Below are 24,554 nucleotides of genomic sequence, written 5' to 3'. Positions count from 1 at the left end.
AATTATAAAAATGACGATGTACGCTTTAAAAATAATACTGCCCGTGGCCTGCTTACTATCTTTCTCAACTTATACCTTCGCCGAATTAGATGAAGAAATCGTGACCAGCGTGGATGCTTCTGCTTATGCGGTGGAATCTGACAATCCATTTGACAGTCTGGATGATCATGAAAAAACCCGCCATCCCCAATACATTCCAGAGCAAGACAGTCTGAAAGAACCACTTTTCAATACGCGCTATTATGTCATCGCAGGCAAGTCTCCGATTTACTATTACGCGATTCGAACAGGACCAAAGCCTAAACTGCTTTATTTAAACCCACCCCACTCGGCAGTTTTTTCATTAGGCGAGGCTTATGCTGAAAATCGAGAAAAAATCACCCTACAACCTCAACTCAATAATATAGTCAAAGATCATGAGCTGTTTTCGATTATGCCTGTGGCTCAGCATCTCGCACTGATCTTTCGTACTCGCTATGCCTATACCCCTACGGAATTAAAAGCCAATGCGGCCATTAACTCCATCTATGCCAACAATCGTTACCGATACAGCTATGAAATTATTGAAATCGACACGAATGGCAAACAGCTCCACCGCGTGCAATTTGTGGCTCCAACCATTGAAGATGGGATGAGTTTTGGCCCCAAATGGGATGAAGACTTATCAGATTATAATAATGCAATACTGGAATACAGCACCAAGTCCCCGGGTGACTACCAAACCGTGCATCCTTATAATATTGAAACCCGCTATGAATACAGACAAGGTCAATTGAAGCACTTTGAACAGAAAATTCTACTTACCGCCAGTGACAAAGTATTTTTGAAGAATCCCCCCAACTCGATTAATTATGAAAATTATCCCGATGATCAAGATGCACCACTCTCCGTTGAAAGCAGCACTTGCCTCGATGACTATTTTGTTTTTAAAGACAAAGCGGCTCCGCTCGTTGTGAAATGGGGCAATGACTGGATGCAACAGCAGCCAAAGTTGCATCAACAATTTTAGCTGAATATGCTCAAGGCAAAAACTACATCTGGAAAGATTTCCGTGTACGGTATTGTGATTTAGACTAAGTCTGCAATGTCGCGTTTAATCATTTCAATATTGAAACGCAACATTGCAAATTCACTATTTTGGCGATAAATATAAAACGCTAAAATTACTCCATAGATTAAAAATAAAATTGGAGTTCAAAATGGATGCTTTCATTCATCACAGTCAAGAGCGTGGTCATGTCAATATCGGCTGGCTAGAGTCTAAACACAGCTTTTCTTTTGGCAGTTGGTATAACCCTAAATATATGGGCGTAAGTGCTTTACGTGTTATCAATGACGACGTGATCGCGGGTCATCAAGGTTTTGGGCAACACCCCCATGACAATATGGAAATCTTGACCTGTGTACTCAAAGGCACCATCACCCATAAAGACAGCATGGGCAACCATGGTGGTATTTCTGCAGGTGAATGGCAACTGATGAGTGCAGGTACGGGTGTGCAGCACAGTGAAATGAATCAGGGTGATGAGCCAGTACATTTGCTACAAATTTGGATTAACCCAAATCAAAGAGATGCAGCGCCAACCTATCAGCAGATTCGTCTTGATCCGCATGAGCAACCAAATCAATGGCATGTGATTTGTGGTCCAAATGACAATGCTGCAATGCATATTCGTCAAGATGCCGAAGTCAAAACGGCTGTGATCGAAAAAGATCAAATGCTAGAAGTTAAAGCTACACAGCATATTAACTACGTGCATGTGATTTCAGGTTCAATCCAAGTTGCAGAACACACCCTTCATGCAGGCGACGCGATTGCTTTTTTAGAAGCAAGCGATGTTGAAGCTTTGGAAGATGCACAAGTGATTTGGTTTGATTTGCCTGAAGTCAAATAAGTCATCACTCACCATAAAAAGCCAACGTCGAGACGTTGGCTTTTTTAATGCAGAACTCAAGCAGTTTTTACTTTTGGCTTAGAGAAAATTCACCACAAGTAACGCCACAGCCGCAGGTAAGGCTTGGATGTAGATAATTTTCTTACTGGCGGTCAGACCACCATAAATCCCAGCAACCAAAACACAGCCTAAAAAGAAATTGGCCAGTGGCAGTGCATAAGTTTCAGGTGCACATAGCGCCCAAAATAGACCTGCAGCCAAGAAACCATTGTATAAACCCTGATTTTGCGCCATGACTTTGGTCAGCTGTGCTTTTTCAGGCGTATTGCCAAAGGCTTTTAAACCATAGGGCTTATCCCATAAAAACATCTCTAAAACTAAAATATACACACGCAACAGTGCAATTAAAGTAATTAAAATTTGTCCCATCATACGCTTTATCCTTATTTTTGATGAATGATGCTAGATCAGCTTCACAGCTGATCTAGGTCGAAAACGCTTAAGGTTTCAAAAGTACTTTACCCTGACGTGCGCCTTGCGTCGCTTTCAGTGCAGCATCTTTAATTTGAGCAAAGCTAAAGATGCCTTCAACAGGCAGCAGTAATTTTTTCTGTGCAGCAAGCGTCAATAACTCCACAATTAACTCCTTTTTACGTTCAGCAGACAATTGCTTATTCACCACACTTGCCCAAAAACCTTTGACTGTGGCTTGTTTAAAAATCAGATCTCCCGAAGAAATCTGCATGGTCTCACCCGTCATACTACCAAATGAAACCAATAGACTATTTTCACTCAGCAAAGCCAACATTTCACCACTGGCCTGACCACCAATGGAGTCTACACCTGCGATCAGTGGCTGATCTGCATGAATCGCTTTGACTTGTTCTTTCCAATCAGCTTGGTCTGTTGCTACCACATTTTGAATGCCTAAGGTCTGCATTTCAGCTACAGCCTTAGTACGGCGAACCAAATGAATTACCTTTTGACCACGCGCTTTTGCAATCATTGCCACGGTTTTACCCACCGCACCATTGGCAGTGTTCTGAATCAACCACGAATCTACTGGTAAATCGATAAAATCTAAAAGCATCAGTGCACTGATCGGCATCCCAATCAACTGCGCTGCCGTTTCATCATCAATAGCGTCAGTTAAAGGCACGATGCCATGTGCTGGCGCAATAAAATACTCAGCCCAACTGCCATGAACTGCAGCAACTGCTACACGCTGCCCTACCGATACGCCTTGTACACCCTCACCAAGCGCATCAATCACGCCCACAGCTTCGCTACCACCAATTGCAGGCAGTGTTGGTTTATAACCATAACTACCACGCACTGTCCACACATCGTGGTTATGCATTGGCGATAGAATCATTTTAATACGTACTTCACCCGCTTTCGGTTCAGGTTGCGGCATATCTGCAGCTTCCAAGACGTCAACAGGTTCACCAAAATGGTGATGAATAATACTTTGCATTTGCTATTCCTTTATCGGCTGTAATAGTTGTTGGGTAGTTTCCAAAGCGAGGTAAAGGGGCTGCTTATCTCGGGCCAGTCTTGCCAATAAAGCTGCTCCCAACCACAATTGATACATGGTTTGTGCCATTTTTTCAGCGTCAATATGCGCTGGAATTGAACCATCTTGCTGCCCGGCTTGGATTAGACCCGAAATACGTTCTGTTAACTTACGCACCCCGAAGTTCAAAATCTGACGCATATCTTCAGATAAATCTGAGACTTCTGCTGCCAACTTGACGATCAGACAGTTCTCCGCCCATCCCCCATCGCTATGATGTTCAACATCACTTTCAATATGCGATGGGTTATCAATCCATGCTTGCCAAAGTGCCACGAGACTTGCATAGGCGCTTCGCTGTTCTTGCTGTATCAGCTGATTGATTTTGACTTTATAGTCGGCCAGATACTGCTGAAGTAGCGCACAGCCGAAAGCCTCTTTCGAAGCAAAGTAGTAATAGAATGAACCTTTCGGCACATCACAATTCTTTAGAATTTCCTGTAAGCCCACTCCGACAAAACCTTTATGTAACACCAGTTGAAAACTGCTATTTAAAATGTGTAGTCGTGTTGCTTCACTTTTATCTGATCGTTTCATATCCATACTATAAATTAATAATAGACCAGTCGTCTATAAAATAATTCATCTTTATCGATACTTCATCTCGAACCATTGGATTACATATAAATTTTGCTGATTAAATTTTATATATAAATGATTGAAATAAATGTTACATTATACTATAACACTAATTTTCAATTCATCTTATGTCTACACCTTCACAACGTTTACAAGCGATTGATGCCCTCAGAGGATTAGTTATTCTGATTATGATGGTCGATCATGTCAGAGAAACTTTTTATCTGCACCAGCAAGTCCCCGACCCGATGCTGATTTCAGGAACCGAAGAATCCCTTTTCTTTAGCCGGATCTTGGCTCACTTATGTGCTCCTGTTTTTGTGATTTTAACAGGCTTATCGGCTTATCTTTACCAAGCAAAAAACAACAGTATTCAAATGACCCGTGAATTTTTACTCAAGCGCGGTCTATTTCTGATTTTTCTCGAACTGATCATTATCAACTTCGCTTGGACTGGACAGTTCCCGCCCGATGTCATCTATTTACAAGTAATTTGGGCCATTGGTCTCAGTATGGTGGTTTTAGCAGGCTTGATTGGGCTATCACAAAAATGGCTCTGGGTGATCAGTCTCAGCATTATTTTTGGACATAATGCGCTGGATCAAGTGTCATTTTCACAAATACCTATCCTGCAAAATCTGTGGTTTATTTTACATGAACGTGGTTGGATCGAATTTGGCGATCTGATTCGTTTTAGAACGTCTTACCCTGTACTGCCTTGGATTGGGGTGATTACCCTTGGCTATTGCATCGGTTATACTGTATTTAACAGCACACATGATGTCGCGAAAAGAAATCAAATCTTGTTAGGCTTCGGGCTTGCCAGTATCAGCTTATTTATCGTTTTAAGAATGATCAATCTCTATGGCGACCAAGCATGGTCAGTCATGCCGACCAGCACTGAAACCGTTATGAGTTTTTTAAATCTGACCAAGTATCCGCCATCGCTGCTGTTTATTTTGTGGAATGTCGGACTAGGCTTAATCCTGTTAGTGTTACTTCAAAAGGTTGAAAGTAAACCTTGGGTCAAACCCTTGATTGTCTTTGGTTCCGTGCCGATGTTTTTCTATATCGTACACTTATATGTGCTAAAAGCTCTCTATCTCATTGCGGTCGCACTGTTTGGCACGACCCATGGGGAATACTTTGGCGTCGATCATGTCTCCACCCTCTGGCTCATTTCGATTATTTTAACTGTAGCTCTCTATCCGTTGATGTTGAAATTCTCAGCCTTTAAACATAAAAACAAACACATTCGCATTCTTAAATACCTCTAAGGGTTTAAGGTGTATAGCCAATTTCACTGAAACAAGATTGATGCTTAGTTCAACGAGGCACCAATCTTGACCTTATATCGGGTTATGAATAATGGCGCTTAGATGCAGTGCTACCCTACTTCAGCTTCAACAACCAAACTTAGTCTACACATGTTTGAGCAACGACTGTCTTTTGATAAGAACAATAGAAGAACCCTGCACACGATGCCATGATAATTGACACCCCTATCATTTGATAAAGGTTTAAATTTTCACCTAAAATAAACCATCCCGCCAATGCACTGATGATTGGTGAAGCACTTAACAACACCCCAAATATTTTGGGTGACAAACGCTTCATTGCAAAAATATCCAGTAAAAATGGAATACAACTCGACAGCAATGACACCACAATGCATAGACCGAATACCTCATATGTACTAAAAGCCTGTCCAACATTAGATATTCCAAAAGGAACAATACATAGCGTCGCAATCATCATGCCAATTGCTACCGTGTTACTGCCGCCTTTGGCCACTTTGGTTCCATAGATAATATACAGTCCCCAGCAGATGGCAGCACCAAGCGCATATAACATGCCAATATAGCTAAAGTTATTATCCACCTTCCCTAAGGGAAATAAGATCAAACCAATCAGCGATAAGCCACCCCAGACAAAGTCCGATTTATTTCGTGACATAAAAATAGCCACAGTCAAAGGCCCTAAGACCTCAATTGAAATCGCGATCCCGACCGACATATAGGATAAGGCTTTATAAATGAGTAAATTCATCAAGCTTAAAATCACGCCATAACAAAAGAGATCTTTCCATTCCATGCTGTTTTGACGAAAAGTTTTCCATGGCTGAAATACAATCCATAAAAAGACTGCGGATAAACCTAAACGCACTAAAGCAACCGTTTCAGCTCCGAGGATGGGAAAAAGCATTTTTGCAAACGCAGCACCCACTTGTACTGAAATTAAAGACAATACGGCTGCGAAAAGCGCTATTTCTTGTTTATGTATCATCATGTATGAAATGACCCAATGAGGAAATTTACTTTGCTTTGGTAAGTAATGCTAAGCAGATTGAAATTAAAACCATCCCAATCCAGCCGATTGGTGCAAGTTGTTCTCCCACCAACAGGATTGCAAATACAGCAGCAACCAAAGGTTCAAATAAGGTCAAGGTAATGGCTTTACTCGCAGGCACAGTTTTTAAGCCATATCCAAATAAAACATAGCCCAAAAACATGGGGATCAACATCATATACCCCACGACATAAAGGTTGATGTTTTCTTCAAACAAGTTTGAACCTGTTATCCATAAAGTCGGAAGTAATAATAAAGAACCAAGTCCGAAGATGAGCCCCATAGATGCTTTTGCATCCATTCCTTGGTCAATCATTCGTTTTGCCGCCCAAGAATATAAAGCATAGGTCAATCCCGCAACCGCCCCTAAAGCAATACCCAACATTGGTCGATTTTGGGACAGATTCTCCGTGGTTGCCACAGCATGTGATTCCCCGAGTGAAAGTAGCGCAACGCCCGTCACTCCCAAGACGAAACTCATCAGCCATGTCATCGAAAGTGCTTTTCGATCAAATATCCTTTCTAAAAGTGCGGTAAATAAAGGCGCCGTACCAATCGAAACGACCGTACCAATGGTGATGCCTGCATAGTGCATAGATGAATAAAAGGCCAAAGGATAAATAAAAACCGCAATTACACCTACACCAAGCATCACAGCATTGGCTTTGATATGTGCCAGATGGTAGATAATACTTTTTCGCGCCAAAAGTGCCTGCAACAGTCCACCACCGCCCATTGCCGCAGCGCCAACAGCCAAAGGACTCAAGTTGGGTGCAAAAGATGCGACTGTGCCCGTCGTTCCCCATAGAAAAGCAGCGAACAGCACCGCGATAAAACCATAATTCGATACCGCAGAAACAGACTGATTCACGTACTGATTTCCTGTGCTAAAAGTGTTTTCACCATCGCTGTTGCAGCTTGCACTTTTTCACTCGAGCTTTCCAAGCCTGCTCGCGCAATCGATCCCTCTAGAATAAAAGACAACAACAAAGCCATTTGTTTGACCTTGTCTGCGTCCGAAATAATATAGGCAAGCTGTGTAGAGATAATGTTTTCAATTTCATCCTTATGCGCTTTCACAGCCAAGCGCTCGGCGCTGTGTGCTGGGAACTCAGCAGCAGCATTCAACAAACCACAGCCCCGAAAGCCTTTTTCATAGGCAAACTCGGCATGGTCTTGATAGGCTTCAAAAACCGCGACAATTTTATCAATAGGAGTATGTGCTTGTTGGTTTCGAAGCGCATACAAATCTAACCACTCTTGATGCCGTGCTTCTATATAAGAAGTGATCAAGTCAGCCTTAGTCGGGAAATTATTATATAAGGACATTTTGGCAACTTTGGCCTTATCTGTAATGCTATTAATCCCTGTACTGGTGATGCCGTCGTTATAAAACAAAATCGCAGCTGCATCTAAAATTTTCTGTTTCGCAGTTTTTGTATTCATCACACTCAACTAAGTAGACCGATCTACCTAATTTATAGAATCTGTAAAAATATGCAAGTCACCTTTGCTTATTTAATGAAGGAAATATCAGATGAATCAAAAACTGGAGAATACCCTTCAATCACCCCATTACAATGGCGGTGGATAAAAAGCGAAACGGAACAATCGCTCTATACTTTTACAAAGCATATGTAGTTCCAACTTATAGGTAATGAGTTGCTAGATAGGCCGAACGAAGGATGCTAAAAACCCATCTGAGAAATTGAGAAACTTTCAAAAAACTGATCTACAGAAATGACTGCTACACAGTACAACTGCATAGTCTCTATAATTGCTTGTCTGAAACGAATAGTGAATCCAAAAAAGGATCAAGTTGGACAGCTCAATAGTTATAAAAGAAGGTTAAATACCTTAAATAAAAAAAGCAGTAAGAGAAGGTCTGACTGCTTTTTTTAGAATTTGATCACTGCCGATCTATGTGGTGTTCCCCACACTACTTGCCGTAATGGCTCAACTTAAACTTGGGTTATCGATTAATGATTAGTTTTAATTTGTATTTAAAAATAATTTGGCGGAAGCGGTGAGATTCGAACTCACGGAGGACTCACACCCTCGTCGGTTTTCAAGACCGGTGCATTAAACCGCTCTGCCACGCTTCCATGGGCGCTATCATATAAATAAAAATATTTTTTGGCAAATATTTTTCATCTCTCAGCCTTCAAAAGACCACTATTCAGCTAAAAAATGTTCAATCTCAATAAGATATTAACTTTACAGCCTTCATATGCAGGAAAATTGAGCGATAGCACTGACATCTTTTAGAAATTAATTTAAAAAAGGCATAAAAAAACCCTGACTCAGTCAGGTTTTTTTTGAATTTGGCGGAAGCGGTGAGATTCGAACTCACGGAGGACTCACACCCTCGTCGGTTTTCAAGACCGGTGCATTAAACCGCTCTGCCACGCTTCCATGGGCGACATCATATAAACATTCAATCTACTTGGCAAATACTTTTCTTCAAAAACCACACCAAGTGGCTAAAATTAAAACAAAATCTTTTAGTTCTCTGAACTTTCAGGTCTGTCATAACGAATTGAATTGACATACCAGTGCTTTTTTCCAGTTGGCGTCAACACTTCAATTTCATCATCGACTTGTTTGGAGAGTAAAGCACGTGCCATCGGCGAGTCGATGGAGATGTGCTGCGGGTGATGATCATAAATTTCATCCACCCCGACGATGCGTAAGGTTTTTTGTTCCCCTGCGTCATTTTCAATTTCGACCCAAGCGCCAAAATAAATCTTGCCAGCCTGCTCTTCAGAAAAGTCGATAATACGAAGTTCTTCGAGGCGTTTTCCCAAGTAGCGAACTCGTCGATCAATCTTACGTAAGATCTGTTTGTTGTACTGATAATCCGCGTTTTCACTACGGTCGCCAAGGCTCGCCGCCCAGTTTACTTTCTTGGTAATTTCAGGGCGTTCTTCATGCCAAAGCTGCTTTAATTCCGCCACCAATTTATCGTGACCAGCACGTGTAATTAAGTTTGATTTCATGATGAATGCCGTCTAAATCTGCTTCTTGATTTACAACAAAGGATTATTTTATCCCTTATTTCTCCACAACAGAAGTTTATAAAATAAATTCCTGAATTAAATTAAATCGTTATGTTACATTTTTTAAAAAAATATTGCACAAAATTTGACACTTTTAAAATTGCTATATATTATGCGCACATCTTAAATTAGTTGCCTATTTTTTAATCTATGTAGTTTTTCTACATAATCTTCTTAATCCCATGTCATTTTGAATGACGTCATGAATGCCCAACCTCTTATTGAATTTAGACAACTTGAACTCGTTTTAAGGCATGTTTTTGCCTTTGCGTTCTAGGGCATAAATTACTTGTAGCGGAGACAACATGCACAGTAGTTCAACTTCTGGATCGAGGCTTTGCCTTAATTCATTAACTTTCTCTCTCCCGTTGAAAGCCCTTGCTTTAAGTACTTTGTTAATTCCATTTCATAGTATTAATGCAAGTAAGACCTACCAATATGATAACGTCGTCAATCATAATAAATTGACTGTCGTTTCAGTGGAAAACTCAACGACCGTTTTTAAAGATGGTCAGCATTTGCATGGTTTTGGTTATGACCTTGCACGTAACTATGCAGACAGCTTAAATGTAAAGCTAGACTTCAAAACCGTCCCCGATAACGCTACAGCACTGAAATGGGTAGCACAGGGCAAAGCAAATTTTGCAATGACGACGGCAAGTGTTCAAACGATTGAGCAAAAAAGTCTCGCAACCTTTTCTGCTACTTGTGGTGATTTAAACGTTTTACGTAAAAATGGCCTCAATACTGAGCTGAACTGGGTATTTAAACATGCGAATGATCCATTAACGCAAACGGCGAGCGGATTTGTCTGCCGTGGTAAACAATCTGGTTCAATTGGTCAATTGGCCTCTTTTTACAACCGTAATGTCGTGAAGCCTGAAAACTGGAATACGATTCAACGTGATTTGCGTCAACGTATGCCGATCTATAAGGCCAGTTTTAAAAGCACAGCGCAAAAGTACGATTTAGATTGGCACTTATTGGCAGCGATTGGTTATCAAGAGTCTTATCTTAAACCAAACTCCGTTTCTCCCACGGGTGTACGTGGTTTGATGATGTTGACCAATAGCACAGCCAAAGCCATGGGTGTGAGTAACCGTACCGATCCTGCGCAAAGCATTCAAGGTGGTGCTAAGTACTACGACCAAATGCTGAGTCGCTATGATGATATTCCCTTCCCTGACCGTAACTGGTATGCATTGGTTGCGTACAATATGGGACCGGGTGCGGTGAATCAGATTCAAAAACGGATTCAAGCACAAGGTAAAGACCCAAATAACTGGCTCAATTTGTATGCTTACTTACAACAGAACCAAACAAAGAATGGCCGTTACCGCCAAGCGCTTCAGTATGTGACGCGTATCCGTGCTTATCTTGAGCACATTAAAACCACGCCGCAGCTGGTCAATATCTAAAAGATCATCTCTAGTGGCATAAAAAAAGCTTACCTTTATAGGTAAGCTTTTTTTTTATTTCAGAACGCTTAAGCCGTTTGCTCAAGCACTTTCTTAAATAAATCTTTTTGCTCTTGGCTTGGCTTCGCTGTTTGCAATGCCATCAACTGTGACATATCACCTTGAACTTTTATTTTACCTGTCATGAACGCTTGCATTGCTGCAGCCATATCAAACTCAAGGAACACTTTACGCAGTGTTTCAGCATCCATGTTCAAGGTTGTTTTCGCGTTTGAAGACAAGCCTTTTTTAATTGCGCCGCCATCTAAAGATAATTCGGTATTACCCGCATTGTCAGCAACAACTAAGTTAATTGCAAGATTCGCAAGTGCTGGCGGCAGGTTCAAATTCCCCGCTTGAGCAGTTAATGTTTCTACAGTTGAAAACCAATCATCAGTTAAAAAAGCAGGCATGATGTTTCCTCAATTCTTTGTTCGTTGTGTGCTGCCTATCCAGACGGCATCATTGTGAAGCTAAATATGCTCGGAGATTGTTATAGCATGTATATCCTACATGTGCCTAAAGTTTTTTGTACGTACCGTTCATATTTTATATTTCTTATACAAAGTTTATCAAAATCATCCACATAAAAAAAACACCAATCATTGATTGGTGTTTTGCATTGGCCTAACTGACAAAATTAGTCTGCTGCAAAGCCAAGATTAACCATGTTAATGCGTTTGTTCTCTGGTTCATCTTCCGTTGAACAACTTTCACCTTTAAAGTCGAATTCACGTTCACTATCTAACGCTTCAAAGTCGAATAACTCACGATCCGCCAACTGCGATGGCGAAACATTTTGTAAAGCACCAAAAATACTGTGTAAACGTTTCGGATGCGCTTTATCCCACTCCCGCAACATGTCATTTAACATGGCACGTTGCAGATTTTCCTGTGAACCGCACAAGTTACACGGAATAATCGGGAACTGACGCATTTCAGCATATTTAATGATGTCTTTTTCTTCCACATAAGCCAGTGGGCGAATCAAGATGTTCTTTTTATCTGACGATAACAATTTAGGAGGCATCGCCTTTAAGCTGCCGCCATGGAATAAGTTCAAGAAGAAAGTCGCCAAGATATCATCACGGTGATGGCCCAACGCCACTTTGGTCGCGCCAATTTCTTGCGCAAAGCCGTATAAAGAGCCACGGCGTAAGCGTGAACAAACTGCACAGTAAGTTTTGCCTTCAGGCGTTAAGCGTTTGGTGATGCTGTAGGTGTCTTTTTCTAAGATATAGTAGGGAATATTATTCTCTTCTAAATAACGTGGTAACACGTCCTCAGGGAAACCGGGTTGCTTCTGGTCCAAATTCACAGCCACCACATCAAAATTGATCGGTGCAATGCGTTTAAACTGCAACATAATATCGAGCAAGGTATAACTGTCCTTACCACCGGAAATGCAGACCATCACTTTATCGCCTTCTTCGATCATTTTAAAATCGCGAATGGCATGACCCACCTGACGGCGTAACTTTTTCAAGAGACGATAATACGCAGAGCTAGTGGGTAGTTCTGGTTTAAAATTAAATCCCTGATTGGACTCAACTGGCGAGAACATAGACGAGTTAAACCTTAAAAAAAATACCGCGCAATTTTATCCGATTCACAGCCATCTCGCACCTAAAGAATGTAAATTCTCATGAATTGTCATTGCTGTCATATTCATGTATTGAAATCGGTTTAACTTTGAACGATTGCGTTCATATTTTAGCTGAACTGCTTATGTTTTGGACTTTTCCACATTTTTCCACAAAAGCTGGGGATAACTTTGTGGATTCTAATCGACTTGACAGGGTGTTCCCCCCACTCTTTAAGGCTTCTATTTAAATTGATCATTTTTTGATCTATTTATTTACTATTAAATTTCAACAATTTAACCCAGTCAAGCAATCCTCATTAAAAATAAATTAATTATTTTTTTTGATTACTTGCTCAACAATTTGACTTGATTTTTACAAAGTCATGGATTTTTTGAACTTAAAATAGTTTCAGACGGTTCTTTTTTTGCTAAACTCATTTCTAGTCACTGAAATCGATTTTTTTACGATTAATAATAGATAATGAAAAATAAGCTGCTTTTGAGTCGTTTTTACGTTTTGGGGTGTATGACGATTTCGTTCATGGCACTGGATTGTCACGCGGGTCAAACCATCTACCAATTGAGAGATTCCAACGGTACGACCTTGTTAACCAATAAACAAAGTCGTTATAGCAACCTAAAAGTCGAAAAGAAAACCTATTATCCAGACAGTAATATCCACAGTTATAGTAACTGGGGGGCTTCTGAATCTTCCGTGTTGCCCAGTTATAGTCGCAACAAAAATGCTTTTGACCACATTATTCGCCAAGCGGCTCAAACCCACGGCGTTTCTGAAGGTTTAATTAAAGCGGTCATGCATACCGAATCAGGCTTTAATGTCAATGCACGCTCACCTGTTGGGGCTCAGGGGCTTATGCAACTCATGCCTGCGACAGCACGGCGCTTTAATGTCTCTAATGCGTATGATCCACAGCAGAACATAAATGCAGGTGCCAAGTATTTGGCATGGCTGATGAAACGCTTTAACGGCAACACCAGTCTTGCGCTCGCAGGCTACAATGCCGGCGAAGGCAATGTACAAAAGTACGGTGGTATTCCACCCTTCCGTGAAACTCAAGACTATGTTCGCCGCGTGAGTAGCCGTTATAGCAATTTATATGCAGGCGGGATCAACATCTCTTCAGGCTCGAATAACACACCAGCCAATGCTCAAGTCATTGCCCAATCTGCACATTACGATGCCGACTCTTCTCCAAGCACACAACTCAGTGTGAGTCGTAGCGTACCTTCACGTCAAATTATCCTCGCAGCCGATGGCAGTTTTACTGATGCGCCGGGCTCCTATGCCACGGCCAATGCAACCGCCTCTGCCCGCATTCAAATTTCAGAATAATTTTTATAGCAGTTTTATTATTTTTTCTTGAATTTTGAAGAGTTTCACCTCATATTGAGATCAATGATTTTCGATTTATAAATCAGATTATTTTTTTATTATAAGAGGATTTTCTCAATGATGCGGATTGGTTTGTTCTTGCTAACCAACCTCGCGGTACTGGTTGTAGCTGGCATTATCTTGTCACTCTTCGGTGTCGGTAGTTACCATGGCGCGGGTGGCTTAAATCTAGGTAACCTACTGGTTATCTGTTTTGTCTTTGGTATGGTTGGCTCAATGATTTCTCTATTCATGTCAAAATGGATGGCGAAAAAAACAACTGGTACAGAGTTAATTGACCCAAATGCCCCGCGCAACCAAGCTGAAGCATGGTTGTTACAAGAAGTCGCTCAATTGGCGCAACGTTCTGGTATTAAAATGCCAGAAGTCGGTATTTTCCCGTCTTACCAATCTAATGCTTTTGCTACAGGTTGGAACAAGAACGATGCATTAGTTGCAGTTTCTACCGGCTTACTTGAGCGTATGAATAAAGACGAGCTTCGTGCAGTTTTGGCTCACGAAATTGGTCACGTGGCCAATGGTGACATGGTGACTTTGGCGCTCGTTCAAGGTGTAGTGAACGCCTTTGTGATGTTCTTTGCACGTGTCGCAGGTGATTTCATTGACCGTAATGTTTTTGGTCGTGAAGACGGTGAAGCACCAGGTTTAGCTTATTTTGCCATTACCATCGTGCTTGATATTGTTTTTGGTATTTTAGCTTCGGCAATTGTGATGTGGTTCTCCCGCTACCGCGAATATCGTGCAGATGAAGCAGGCGCGCGTCTTGCAGGCAAACAAGCAATGATTTCAGCCTTGTTACGCTTACAAGCCGAGTCACAACTTCCAGATGTGATGCCTAAAGAAATGAAAGCATTTGCAATCGCCGCAGGTCAAGAGCAAGGCTTTAGTTTAGCCGCTTTGTTCCAAACCCACCCGACGATTGAACAACGTGTTGCTGCTTTACAACAGCTCGATTGTCCATAAACAATTCGTTCACAAGATTTTAAAAAGCCTCCACTTGGAGGCTTTTTTGTGACTCTGCATAACAGAACATTTTTATTCAATCGTCACTTCGATACAGCGTAATAAACTGCCATTTGGGTCAATGATGCAAAACTGGCGGATCTCGTCAAGATCCTGAATATCGGTCATACGAGCGCTTTCCCACAACGACCAATTCACTTTAGACCAGTATTCATAATAGGGTTGAATCTCCGCTACGCGAATACACGCACTATGCCATGAACTGTTTGGGTCTAAATGCGGATGATGGAAAAATTCCAGTGTCATTTCGCCCAAACGCAGAATCATCCACTCTGCGGACTGATAAACCAGATTAAAGCCCAAGCTTTGATAAAATGAAGAAGTGCACGCCAAATCAATCGCTGGCAAATTTGCCGTAATCTGACCTTCAAATTTCATGAGTGGCTATCCTAAGTTTAGTCCCTGTAACCAATGCCACATCACACTACCACCCCACCACAATAAGCCCATAAAACACACCAAAAAGATCAGGCCAAACAAATCTGGGATGTGTAGCCAAAGCCATGCCACTACTGGGTTTCGCCAAAATGCGGACTGTTGCTGTTTCTTTTCCAATTTTTCATGAAGAAAAGGATGCGTCACATGATGCTCTGAATGGATTTGGTATTCTTCCCGAATATGGTCATGAACCACATCCAGTGCTTTACGACTCGGACGTATAAAAATATCAAACAATGTTCCTAACACTGGGATAAAACCGACCACAGCGTCAATCATAGCCAGCTTCAATACAGGGCTCAATTTCTCTTGCGGCACGCCAATTTGCTTGGCTTTATAAATGGCATAACAAGTTAGGGCAAAACCTGCGATATCCCCAGCAATCGGAACAGTACTCAATGCGGCATCGGCACCGACTCCCTGCTTGGTGAACGGAATACGCACCACAGAATCCATCATATTGGCATATTTGGCCAAATCACGCTCTAAACGAATGACATCTTGCTGGCTCATTTTTTTTTGTTCTAAGGGTTCAGGCATGTTGTTACTGACCTCCATCATTTCAACCACATTAACATCATAAAACCACTGAATTATGCTGCTTTTCATGACTTTTTTCTGTGCTAACTTTGTGCTGAAACAATAGCTTATAAGCTTAAGACAAGATCAGAATTTGCGATGCAATCAGCAGATATACCACCACACCTGACGCATCACAAATTGAGGTGACCAAAGGTGCGGATGCACTGGCTGGGTCGAGTTTCATGCGGTTTAAGATAAACGGCAGACTCATACCAATCAGACAACCCATCAACACAATGCCCATCATACTCAGTGCCAATACTACGGCGACCAGAATGTCCCCACGGAAATAGCCCAAGATGGAGACTGCAGTTGCCATGGTTCCACCCAAGCACAGCGCAACCAAACTTTCACGTCCTAGCAAATAAAACCAGTCTTTAAAATGTACATCACCGGTTGCCAGTGCACGTACCATTAAAGTTGCGGATTGAGACCCCGCATTTCCCCCACTTCCCACCAGTAAAGGTAGGAAAAATACCAAAACGATATGCGCCGCAATCAAGTCTTCAAAGTGCGCAATCCCTAGCCCCGAGAGTAAACTACCAAAAACCAGAAACACCAACCAAAACACCCGCTTCTTATACAGTAAGAGGATTGGAGCCGTTTTAATACTCATCTGCGGACTAGCCGCAACCGCACTACTTTTTAGAATATCTTCTGTGGTTTCTTGTTGTACCACATCCATTGCATCGTCATAAGTCACAATCCCCAATAGACGCTGCTGCTCATCGACAATGGGCAAAGCCATAAAATCATAATGAGCCAGTTTCTGTGCAATACTTTCCTGATCCTCACTGACTAAACCCGTAATGACATGACTGGTCATAACCTGTCCAATCAATTGCTCAGGCGGAGACTGAATAATTTGCCGCAGCGAAATCACCCCGTGTAAATAACGCGAGGCATCGGTCACATAGATGAGATATAAAGTTTCACTTTCCGCTGCATGCTGTCGTATATGTTGAATCGCCTGTTGCATGGTCATTTCGGCATGTACCGTAATGACTTCAGTGCTCATAATTGCACCCGCAGACTCAGCTGGATAGTGCATTAAATCATTCAGCTGGGCTTGAACATGCGCATCTAGCTGCGGAAAAATCTGACCTTGAACCTCTTGTGCCAAGCTTTGAAATAAATCAGTACGGTCATCCGAATGCATATGAGCCAGTAGCTTCACCAGCAAAGCCTGAGGCAATTGCGCTGCTAGCTGCTGCTGCTCGATTAATGCTAAAAACTCAAAGACATAACTGGCTTGGGGTAATTGTTCCAATAGCCGAATTTGATCATTTATAGGCAGGCCCATTAAAATATCAGCCAAATCCGCAGTGCTGTACTGTTTCAAACTTTGGATAAAAGCATGGTTATCGGGCTGATTTAATTGTTCTTGGAAATCTTGCTGTGAAAATGACGGATTTGGCATACACCACTCAAATATTGTTTTTCTTTATCTGTCCGAGTATAGCAAAGGATCTTTAAATGTCAGGCCTTTCGGCCTGATTGGGTTAAAGGTTCGCTTTGCCTATTCGCTGCATACAAATGTTTCGGACTCAAGCTTAAACTTCGTCCTGAGGTGTTCGTCCATGAAACACACGGCGAACCAAGACATACATTAAAGGAATAAACAGCAATACCAACACCGTGCCAAAAATCACGCCACCGAGTACACTCACCCCAATTTCCTGACGACTTGCTGCCCCTGCACCAAAGGCAAAGACCAGAGGTGTGACACCCGCGCCAAAAGCCAAAGACGTCATTAAAATCGGGCGTAAACGTAAGCTTGCGCCTTCCAAGGCTGCTTCAATTGCTGTCTGACCTTTTTGCTGTGCCAATGAAGCAAATTCCACAATTAAAATCGCATTTTTACAGGACAGACCAATTGTGGTCAGCAAGGCAATTTGGAAGTAAATATCATTCGGAAAACCCGTCAGATAACTGAACAAAATATTGCCACCAATTCCGAGTGGAATCGCACTCATGACGGCTGTTGGAATACTCCAACTTTCATAAAGTGCCGCAAGGCATAAAAAGATAAAGCCTATGGAGACCAAATACAGCAGCAATGCTTGGTTATTGGACTTGTTTTCCTCGAACGATAATCCACTCCAAGCCAAATCTATACCATCATGCCCTCGTACCATGCTTTGTACGTCTTGCATGGCTTGTCCCGAACTGACATTTTGTGCTGTATCCGCTTCCATTTCTAGTGCGGTATAGCCCATAAAGCGATTCACCACCTCAGGGCCTCCACTCCAAGACACTTGGGCAAAATTTGTAAAAGGAATCATTTGGTTCAGATCATTACGTACCGTCCATGCTTGAAGATCATCAGGTTTTGAACGAAACTCGGCATCCCCTTGCATAATTACCCGTTTAATCCGACCACGGTCAATAAAGTCATTGATATAACTTCCTCCCCAAGCACTGGATAAAGTGCTATTAATGGCGGTCTGGCTGAGTCCATTGGCCAAAGCTTGTTTTTGGTTTACATCCACTTTGAGCTCGGCTTTATCTGGGTTAGAACGTTTATCTAAATTGCTAAAACTAGAGTACTGCTTGGATGCTTCGTGCAAAGTTTTAAACTGTGCTTCTAAATAAGCACGACCTTCGCCATTGATATCACGTATCCAAAACTCCATGCCATCGGTTTGCCCTAAACCACTGACTGAGGATGGCATATTCACATTAATTTGCGCATTTCGATGCGATCTAAAATGAGCAATTGCCCGTTCTCGAATCGCTTGTGCGGAGCTCTCTTTCCCCTTACGTTCATCCCAATGTTTCAGCGCAATAAAACCTTGACCTAAATTTTGTCCCGTCCCCGAGAAATTACGACCATAGCGGATCATCACCAAATTGATATTGGCCTGTTCTTTATCTAAAAAGTATTGACGAATTTCTTCTCCCACCACACGGCTTTGACTCAGCGGTGCACCATCGGCCAATTTAAACTGAACACTTAAAATGCCCTGATCTTCACTGGGAATAAAACTGGTCGGTAATGCCCGATAAAACAATGCAAAGACGGCAATTAACGCTACAAAAACCACCAGCATGATTTTACTGTGCTGAATGGTCTGCGTACTCAGTTTTAAATAACGCTGTTTTAGCTGATCTAACTTCAGATTAAACCAAGTTGCCCATCGTGCCGATTTATCATTGGGTTTTAAAATTAAGGCACATAGTGCAGGTGTCAGAATCAGTGCAACCAGCAGCGATAGCGCCATGGCAGCAACTAAGGTCATTGAAAACTGCCGGTAGATCACTCCTGTCGAACCACCGAAAAATGCCATGGGAATAAACACTGCGGTTAACACCAAAGTAATCCCAATCAATGCCCCACTGATTTCCTGCATCGATGCAATCGAAGCTTGTTGAGCACTCATCTGCTGTTCATGCATCAGCCGCTCAACGTTTTCCACCACCACAATCGCATCATCCACCAGAAGCCCGATGGCTAAGACCAATGCAAATAAGGTTAAGGTGTTGATACTCATCCCGAGCACATACAGAATGGCGAGCGTGCCTAAAATTACGACAGGCACAGTGATGGTCGGAATCAGCGTTGCACGCCAATTTTGCAAAAAGACAAACATGACCACAATCACCAAAAGCACTGCTTCAAACAGTGTTTTGACCACTTCCTTAATCGACTCTTGCACAAAAGGCGTGTTATCACGTGGATAAACAATTTGATAGCCTTCAGGCAGTTTTGAGGACAATCGGCTGACTTCTTGTTTGATCAATGCCGAAGTTGCCAGTGCATTAGCCCCTGAAGACAGTGAAATGCCCATCCCCGCTGAAGGAAAACCATTAATGGTATTAAATGACTGGTAATTTTCCGCACCCAATTCCACCCGTGCGACGTCTTTTAAATAAATAAAACTGCCATCGCGGGTCGATTTGACAATGATGTTCTCAAATTCTTCAACGGTTTTTAAACGTGTACCGGAGGTGACTTTGGCATTTAAATATTGATCTGACAGGCTGGGTAACTCGCCAATTGCTCCTGCGGCCACTTGAGTGTTTTGCGCTTCAACCGCCGCACGAATATCACTCGGCATCAGTCCATATTGACGCAGTTTATGCGGATTCAGCCATAAGCGCATGGCATACTGCGCACCAAAAACATCAACCTCGCCAACCCCATCAATACGGGCTAAATCTTGCTCCAAATGCGTCATCATATAATCTGACAGTGCAATATTGCTGCTTTTGCCTGTTTGGTCATATAGGCCAATCACCATATGCGTATCGCCAAGCGACTTATAGACATTGACCCCTTGACGCTGCACATCTTCTGGTAAGCGGTTAATCACCCCATTGATGGCATTTTGAACTTGAACCTGAGCGGTATCTGGGTCGGTTCCATTTTCAAAACTAATGCTGATTCGACTACGGCCATTCGAGTCACTGCTCGAACTAAAATACAGTAAATGATCAATCCCTTTAATTTGCTGTTCTAAAACCTGAGTAACGCTCTCCTCCACCGTCTCTGCCGACGCGCCTGTATATGTTGCACTCACCGTAATTCGCGGAGGTGCAATATCGGGGTAGCGCTCTACAGGCAACTGAAAGGTGGCAAATAAACCAAATGCCATCACGATAATCGCCAGCACACCAGCAAAAATTGGACGATGAATAAAAAATTTAGACAGCATGGGTCTGCGGTACTCTTGGGTCTGAGGCTAGATCTAGAAACTGGGCATCACTTCATGCTTGATCTTCTATGACGAATCATTAAAAAACAAGACTTAACAACATGAAATAGAACATTAGAACTAAATATGAAGAAACTATGAAGAAAGCTTTTTGACCAATTGATGACATCCTGTAATTTTTCGCAATTTGTCATTGATCTGAGATATTAAAATTGAACACTGAGTCCGCAACACCACAATAAAATGTTGAGGAACACATGTTAAAAAGAACATTATTGAGTTTTATTTTTTTAGGCTTATTGGGCTGTCATCATGATGAGAAAGACAATGCAACATCCCAGCCACCATCAAACAATGCCGAATACATTGAGCCTAAATTGCTTATTATTGGACATCGCGGCGCCAGCGCGCTACGCCCTGAACACACCTTAGCCGCTTATCAAAAAGCGATTGATGATGGTGCAGATTTTATTGAGCCTGATTTGGTGCCAACTCTAGACGGTTATTTAGTCGCTCGCCATGAAAATGAAATCGGAGGAACCACCAATGTCAGCAGCTTACCGCAGTTTGCAGAACGGAAGACCAGTAAAGTCGTTGATGGCGTGACTTACACAGGTTGGTTTACTGAAGACTTTACTTTAAACGAGCTGAAGCAACTGAAGGCACGAGAACGTATTCCAGAGATTCGTCCAGTAAATGTCCGATATAATGATCAATTTGATCTGCCTACTTTAGATGAAATTATTGAACTCGTAGATGCGCACTATAAAAAGACAGGAAAAATTGTGGGCCTGTATATCGAAACCAAACATCCCAGCTATTTCCAAGGTCTCAATTTGGCCATGGAGCAACGCTTATTAACCACGCTGGCCAAACACACCTATAGTCGTGACATTGCGCCAGTCTATATCCAGTCGTTTGAAGTCAGCAACTTAAAACAGATGCGTCAACAGTTGGATCAATTAAAATCGATTCGACATGCCAAAATTATTCAACTCTATGGTGGCAAGTCCGAACAACCTGCCGATGCTGTGCTTGCCAAATCAACACTCCGCTATAGTGATATGGCAACACCTCAAGGACTGAAAGACGTCACAAGCTATGCGCATGGTGTCGGACCAAGCAAAACCTATATCGTGCCGAATACTCAGCCAGCGACCCCGTCCAGTTTTGTGAACGATGCACACGCAGTGGGCTTAAAAGTACATCCTTATACCCTACGCCCAGAAAATAATTTCTTACCAGACTATTTGGACTGTAGTGCGATAACCGCTGAAAAGTGCGAAAAAGGCGCACTGGCAGAGTTTGAGATTTTCTTTAAAGCGGGAGTGGATGGTGTCTTTACCGATGATCCCGCTTTAGGTCGTCAAGCCGCCGATGCTTTTTTGAAAAAATAGAATAAGTCACACAAATTAAACAAAACATTTAAGCATCTCGTTTAGTTTCAACCAATATCCATCCTTAACTATAGAGATTAAAAAGCAAGCTTTTTAATCTCTTTCTCCTTATTTAGGTGTACATAGATTAAGCACTTTTTGAATACTATAATTAAGTGACTTTTAATATAGATCATGTATTGTGGCTGAAATTTTAAAATGGTTGATGGTATGAGCCAATATTCCCCACTCAAAGGAAAGTCAGGTTTTAAACGTATTTTTAATGCAACTCATTATTCTATTTCAGGCTTTAAAGCCGCTTTTGAACATGAAGCAGCTTTTCGCCAAGTCCTATTGATTAACCTGATTCTGATTCCAATAAGCTTTTTCTGTGATGTCAGTCGCTTAGAACAAGCCCTCATGGTAGCCGTTTGTTTACTTGCAATTATCGTTGAATTGTTCAATTCAGCGATTGAGGCGATTGTAGACCGTATTTCTCTGGAGCGGCATGAGCTTTCAAAAAATGCCAAAGACATGGGCAGTGCTGCACAGTTTGTTTCTTTAAGTATTATCTTTATAGTTTGGCTGCTGATTCTGATGCCTTAACGTTTTTGTTCAATATTTCAAGCTCAAGCTGTTAAACAAGCTTAAAATTAACTCATAAAAAAACCCTGCTTTCGCAGGGTTTTTTTATGAGTTAATTCAGTGCTTAGTGAGCAGCGAATTGGTTCATTGTGTTTTTAGCATCATCGTGCGCTTTAAGAGCGTTGTCACCAGAGAAGATTTCTTTGTGATCATCACCGATGTCAGAACCCGCCATTGCTTGGTGTTTAACACAAGCGATACCACCACGGATTTCTTTACGTTGTACGCCAGCAACATAAGCCAACATACCTTCAGAACCGAAGTAACCTTGTGCAAGCTCATGAGTAGAAAGAGCAGCAGTGTGGTAAGTCGGAAGTGTGATCAAGTGATGGAACACACCCGCTTCACGAGCAGCATCTGCTTGGAATGTACGGATCTTCGCGTCTGCATCAGCAGCTAATTCAGTAGCATCGTACTCAGCGCTCATTAATTTAGCACGGTCGTAAGCAGAAACGTCTTTACCTTCAGCAACCCAACGGTCGTAAGCTTGTTGACGGAAGTTTAAAGTCCAGTTGAACGATGGGCTGTTGTTATAAACAAGCTTCGCATTTGGAACAGTTTCACGTACACGGTTAACCATGTGAGCGATTTCGTCAACGTTTGGAGTCGCAGTTTCGATCCAAAGAAGGTCAGCACCATTTTGAAGGCTAGATACACAGTCAAGAACAACACGGTCAATTTGAGTGTCCGGACGGAATTGGTATAGACCAGAAGCCAAACGTTTTGGACGGTGAAGTTTACCATCACGCTTGATTAGGATTTCGTCTTCTTGAGCATCAGCAATGTCAATTTCAACAGTGTCTAGGAAACCGATGTATTGAGAAGCGATGTCACCTGGCTCTTTAACCACTGGGATTTTTTGAGTCAAGTCAGCGCCTTCAGAGTCAGTACGCGCAACGATGATACCGTCATCAAGACCCATTTCTAAGAATGCATAACGTAATGCATGGATTTTAGAGATGAAGTCTTCATGTGGAACAGTTACTTTACCAGCTTGGTGACCACATTGTTTCGCGTCAGATACTTGGTTTTCGATTTGTAGTGCACAAGCACCAGCTTCAATCATTTTACGAGCAAGTAAGTAAGTCGCTTCTTCGTTACCGAAACCAGCATCGATGTCCGCAATAATTGGTACGATGTGAGTTTGGAAACCGTCGATTTGAGCAGTGATTTCAGCAGCTTTAGCAGTATCGCCTGCTTCGTTTGCTTTTTTAAGCGCACGGAAAAGGTCGTTTAATTCTTTCGCATCAGCTTGACGTAAGAACGTGTAAATTTCTTCGATCAACGCAGGTACTGAAGTTTTTTCATGCATAGATTGGTCAGGAAGTGGACCAAATTCTGAACGAAGTGCAGCTACCATCCAACCAGAAAGGTAGATATAACGACGGTCAGTTGTACCGAAATATTTTTTGTTCGCAATCATTTTTTGTTGTGCGATGAAACCGTGCCAGCAGCCTAAAGACTGTGTGTATTGGCTAGAGTCAGCATCATAAGCAGCCATATCACGACGCATAATTGCAGCTGTGTATTTAGCGATATCTAAACCAGTTTTGAATTGGTTTTGCATTTGCATACGTGCAGCATCTTCTGGGCTAATATCGCGCCAAGTGCTACCGAATTTTGCTTTTAATTCGCGGATTGCATCAATCGCTGTTTGATATGTAGTCATGATATTTCCTGTAATAATATTAGGATTTTCTTCAACGAAAAGCTAAAATCAGACCCTCAAGCTTTTGCTTAGATTTAGAGCGCTTCGTTGCGATGAATACAGATTAGATTGACAGAAAAAATTAATCCAATATTCTGCATTAATTTTCAGTATTTATTTAAAAAATATATAGATAAAAGTCTAATTATATTTCGATAAAACAAAATTAAGTAATTGTTATTATTAAACTTAAATAAAATAAGAAAAACC

Annotated in this window: 22 protein-coding genes and 2 tRNA genes; 8 read left to right on the top strand and 16 right to left on the bottom strand. The window is 41.9% G+C overall.

The genetic code is table 11. The features are described 5' to 3' along the window. Positions 1 to 100: 100 nt before the first annotated feature. Together AC4CU3_RS13940 and AC4CU3_RS13935 are read left to right on the top strand one after the other, a co-directional pair. The gene (locus AC4CU3_RS13940) at positions 101 to 1,009 is read left to right on the top strand and encodes a hypothetical protein (protein ID WP_490738326.1); all 909 of its coding nucleotides are present in this window, start codon (positions 101 to 103) and stop codon (positions 1,007 to 1,009) included. Positions 1,010 to 1,199: 190 nt separating this feature from the next. Then, entirely contained in the window at positions 1,200 to 1,895 is a 696-nt protein-coding gene (locus tag AC4CU3_RS13935) for a pirin family protein (protein WP_279043636.1), read from the top strand. A 78-nt stretch (positions 1,896 to 1,973) separates the two neighbouring features. Here AC4CU3_RS13935 and AC4CU3_RS13930 read toward each other — a convergent pair whose 3' ends face one another. The 3 genes from AC4CU3_RS13930 to AC4CU3_RS13920 all read right to left on the bottom strand — a co-directional run bounded on the left by AC4CU3_RS13930 (position 1,974) and on the right by AC4CU3_RS13920 (position 4,008). After that, on the bottom strand, positions 1,974 to 2,327 hold the full coding sequence (locus AC4CU3_RS13930) for a DUF1304 domain-containing protein (RefSeq protein ID WP_279043638.1): 354 nt from the start codon (positions 2,325 to 2,327) through the stop codon (positions 1,974 to 1,976). Positions 2,328 to 2,394: 67 nt separating this feature from the next. Next, on the bottom strand, positions 2,395 to 3,372 hold the full coding sequence (locus AC4CU3_RS13925; protein WP_004982648.1) for a zinc-binding dehydrogenase: 978 nt from the start codon (positions 3,370 to 3,372) through the stop codon (positions 2,395 to 2,397). A gap of 3 nt (positions 3,373 to 3,375) precedes the next feature. Beyond that, the gene (locus AC4CU3_RS13920) at positions 3,376 to 4,008 is read right to left on the bottom strand and encodes a TetR/AcrR family transcriptional regulator (RefSeq protein WP_004982650.1); all 633 of its coding nucleotides are present in this window, start codon (positions 4,006 to 4,008) and stop codon (positions 3,376 to 3,378) included. Between the two features lie 170 nt (positions 4,009 to 4,178). Between AC4CU3_RS13920 and AC4CU3_RS13915 the strand changes: the two genes are divergently transcribed. Next, the gene (locus AC4CU3_RS13915) at positions 4,179 to 5,327 is read left to right on the top strand and encodes a heparan-alpha-glucosaminide N-acetyltransferase domain-containing protein (protein ID WP_279043640.1); all 1,149 of its coding nucleotides are present in this window, start codon (positions 4,179 to 4,181) and stop codon (positions 5,325 to 5,327) included. 139 nt (positions 5,328 to 5,466) lie between these two features. On the opposite strand, the gene AC4CU3_RS13910 is transcribed toward AC4CU3_RS13915, so the two are convergent. From AC4CU3_RS13910 to greB, 6 genes are all read right to left on the bottom strand, one after another. Continuing rightward, positions 5,467 to 6,339, bottom strand: coding sequence for an EamA family transporter (locus AC4CU3_RS13910; protein WP_279043642.1), 873 nt, complete (start codon positions 6,337 to 6,339; stop codon positions 5,467 to 5,469). Between the two features lie 25 nt (positions 6,340 to 6,364). Next, positions 6,365 to 7,270: a DMT family transporter gene (locus AC4CU3_RS13905; RefSeq protein WP_201702762.1), complete on the bottom strand. Its 906-nt coding sequence runs from the start codon at positions 7,268 to 7,270 to the stop codon at positions 6,365 to 6,367. Continuing rightward, the gene (locus AC4CU3_RS13900; RefSeq protein WP_125279971.1) at positions 7,267 to 7,845 is read right to left on the bottom strand and encodes a TetR/AcrR family transcriptional regulator; all 579 of its coding nucleotides are present in this window, start codon (positions 7,843 to 7,845) and stop codon (positions 7,267 to 7,269) included. Before AC4CU3_RS13900 ends, AC4CU3_RS13905 begins: the two co-directional genes overlap by 4 nt. Positions 7,846 to 8,414: 569 nt before the next feature. Continuing rightward, a tRNA-Ser gene (locus AC4CU3_RS13895) sits at positions 8,415 to 8,504 on the bottom strand. Between the two features lie 220 nt (positions 8,505 to 8,724). After that, positions 8,725 to 8,814: transfer RNA gene (locus tag AC4CU3_RS13890), tRNA-Ser, on the bottom strand. 89 nt (positions 8,815 to 8,903) lie between these two features. Next, entirely contained in the window at positions 8,904 to 9,398 is a 495-nt protein-coding gene (greB, locus tag AC4CU3_RS13885; RefSeq protein WP_004695648.1) for a transcription elongation factor GreB, read from the bottom strand. A gap of 365 nt (positions 9,399 to 9,763) precedes the next feature. On the opposite strand from greB, the gene AC4CU3_RS13880 reads away from it, so the two are divergent. Beyond that, entirely contained in the window at positions 9,764 to 10,876 is a 1,113-nt protein-coding gene (locus AC4CU3_RS13880) for an MltF family protein (protein ID WP_201702760.1), read from the top strand. A gap of 68 nt (positions 10,877 to 10,944) precedes the next feature. Here the strand turns inward: AC4CU3_RS13880 and AC4CU3_RS13875 are convergent, their stop codons facing one another. Both AC4CU3_RS13875 and ttcA read right to left on the bottom strand, forming a co-directional pair. After that, positions 10,945 to 11,328 carry an SCP2 sterol-binding domain-containing protein gene (locus AC4CU3_RS13875; protein ID WP_004695646.1) on the bottom strand — a complete coding sequence of 128 codons (384 nt, stop codon included), beginning with the start codon at positions 11,326 to 11,328 and terminating at the stop codon, positions 10,945 to 10,947. Positions 11,329 to 11,555: 227 nt separating this feature from the next. Then, entirely contained in the window at positions 11,556 to 12,479 is a 924-nt protein-coding gene (gene ttcA / locus AC4CU3_RS13870) for a tRNA 2-thiocytidine(32) synthetase TtcA (RefSeq protein WP_004695645.1), read from the bottom strand. A gap of 502 nt (positions 12,480 to 12,981) precedes the next feature. Between ttcA and AC4CU3_RS13865 the strand changes: the two genes are divergently transcribed. Both AC4CU3_RS13865 and htpX read left to right on the top strand, forming a co-directional pair. Beyond that, positions 12,982 to 13,854, top strand: a complete 873-nt coding sequence (locus tag AC4CU3_RS13865) for a lytic transglycosylase domain-containing protein (protein WP_279043647.1) — start codon at positions 12,982 to 12,984, stop codon at positions 13,852 to 13,854. A 117-nt stretch (positions 13,855 to 13,971) separates the two neighbouring features. After that, complete coding sequence (gene htpX, locus AC4CU3_RS13860) at positions 13,972 to 14,877, top strand: protease HtpX (RefSeq protein WP_279043649.1); 906 nt, start codon at positions 13,972 to 13,974, stop codon at positions 14,875 to 14,877. Between the two features lie 72 nt (positions 14,878 to 14,949). Here the strand turns inward: htpX and AC4CU3_RS13855 are convergent, their stop codons facing one another. From AC4CU3_RS13855 to AC4CU3_RS13840, 4 genes are all read right to left on the bottom strand, one after another. Then, positions 14,950 to 15,315: a bleomycin resistance protein gene (locus AC4CU3_RS13855; protein WP_279043651.1), complete on the bottom strand. Its 366-nt coding sequence runs from the start codon at positions 15,313 to 15,315 to the stop codon at positions 14,950 to 14,952. A 6-nt stretch (positions 15,316 to 15,321) separates the two neighbouring features. Further along, the gene (locus AC4CU3_RS13850; RefSeq protein WP_005400444.1) at positions 15,322 to 15,915 is read right to left on the bottom strand and encodes a DUF4112 domain-containing protein; all 594 of its coding nucleotides are present in this window, start codon (positions 15,913 to 15,915) and stop codon (positions 15,322 to 15,324) included. Positions 15,916 to 16,030: 115 nt separating this feature from the next. Continuing rightward, entirely contained in the window at positions 16,031 to 17,377 is a 1,347-nt protein-coding gene (mgtE, locus tag AC4CU3_RS13845; RefSeq protein ID WP_279043653.1) for a magnesium transporter, read from the bottom strand. 133 nt (positions 17,378 to 17,510) lie between these two features. Then, the gene (locus AC4CU3_RS13840) at positions 17,511 to 20,615 is read right to left on the bottom strand and encodes a multidrug efflux RND transporter permease subunit (RefSeq protein WP_279043655.1); all 3,105 of its coding nucleotides are present in this window, start codon (positions 20,613 to 20,615) and stop codon (positions 17,511 to 17,513) included. A 257-nt stretch (positions 20,616 to 20,872) separates the two neighbouring features. Here AC4CU3_RS13840 and AC4CU3_RS13835 point away from each other — a divergent pair, with 257 nt between their 5' ends. Together AC4CU3_RS13835 and AC4CU3_RS13830 are read left to right on the top strand one after the other, a co-directional pair. Further along, the gene (locus AC4CU3_RS13835) at positions 20,873 to 22,012 is read left to right on the top strand and encodes a glycerophosphodiester phosphodiesterase (protein ID WP_279043657.1); all 1,140 of its coding nucleotides are present in this window, start codon (positions 20,873 to 20,875) and stop codon (positions 22,010 to 22,012) included. A 210-nt stretch (positions 22,013 to 22,222) separates the two neighbouring features. Next, the gene (locus tag AC4CU3_RS13830; RefSeq protein WP_279043659.1) at positions 22,223 to 22,597 is read left to right on the top strand and encodes a diacylglycerol kinase; all 375 of its coding nucleotides are present in this window, start codon (positions 22,223 to 22,225) and stop codon (positions 22,595 to 22,597) included. Between the two features lie 103 nt (positions 22,598 to 22,700). Here the strand turns inward: AC4CU3_RS13830 and AC4CU3_RS13825 are convergent, their stop codons facing one another. Beyond that, a complete protein-coding gene (locus AC4CU3_RS13825) occupies positions 22,701 to 24,305 on the bottom strand; it encodes an isocitrate lyase (protein WP_279043661.1) in 1,605 nt (534 codons plus the stop codon). Positions 24,306 to 24,554: the final 249 nt, after the last annotated feature.

The sequence above is a fragment of the Acinetobacter sp. 802_lipA genome (assembly GCF_058242885.1).
The sequence above is the reverse complement of the archived record's forward strand: the minus strand, read 5'-3'. Positions and strand labels throughout refer to the sequence as shown.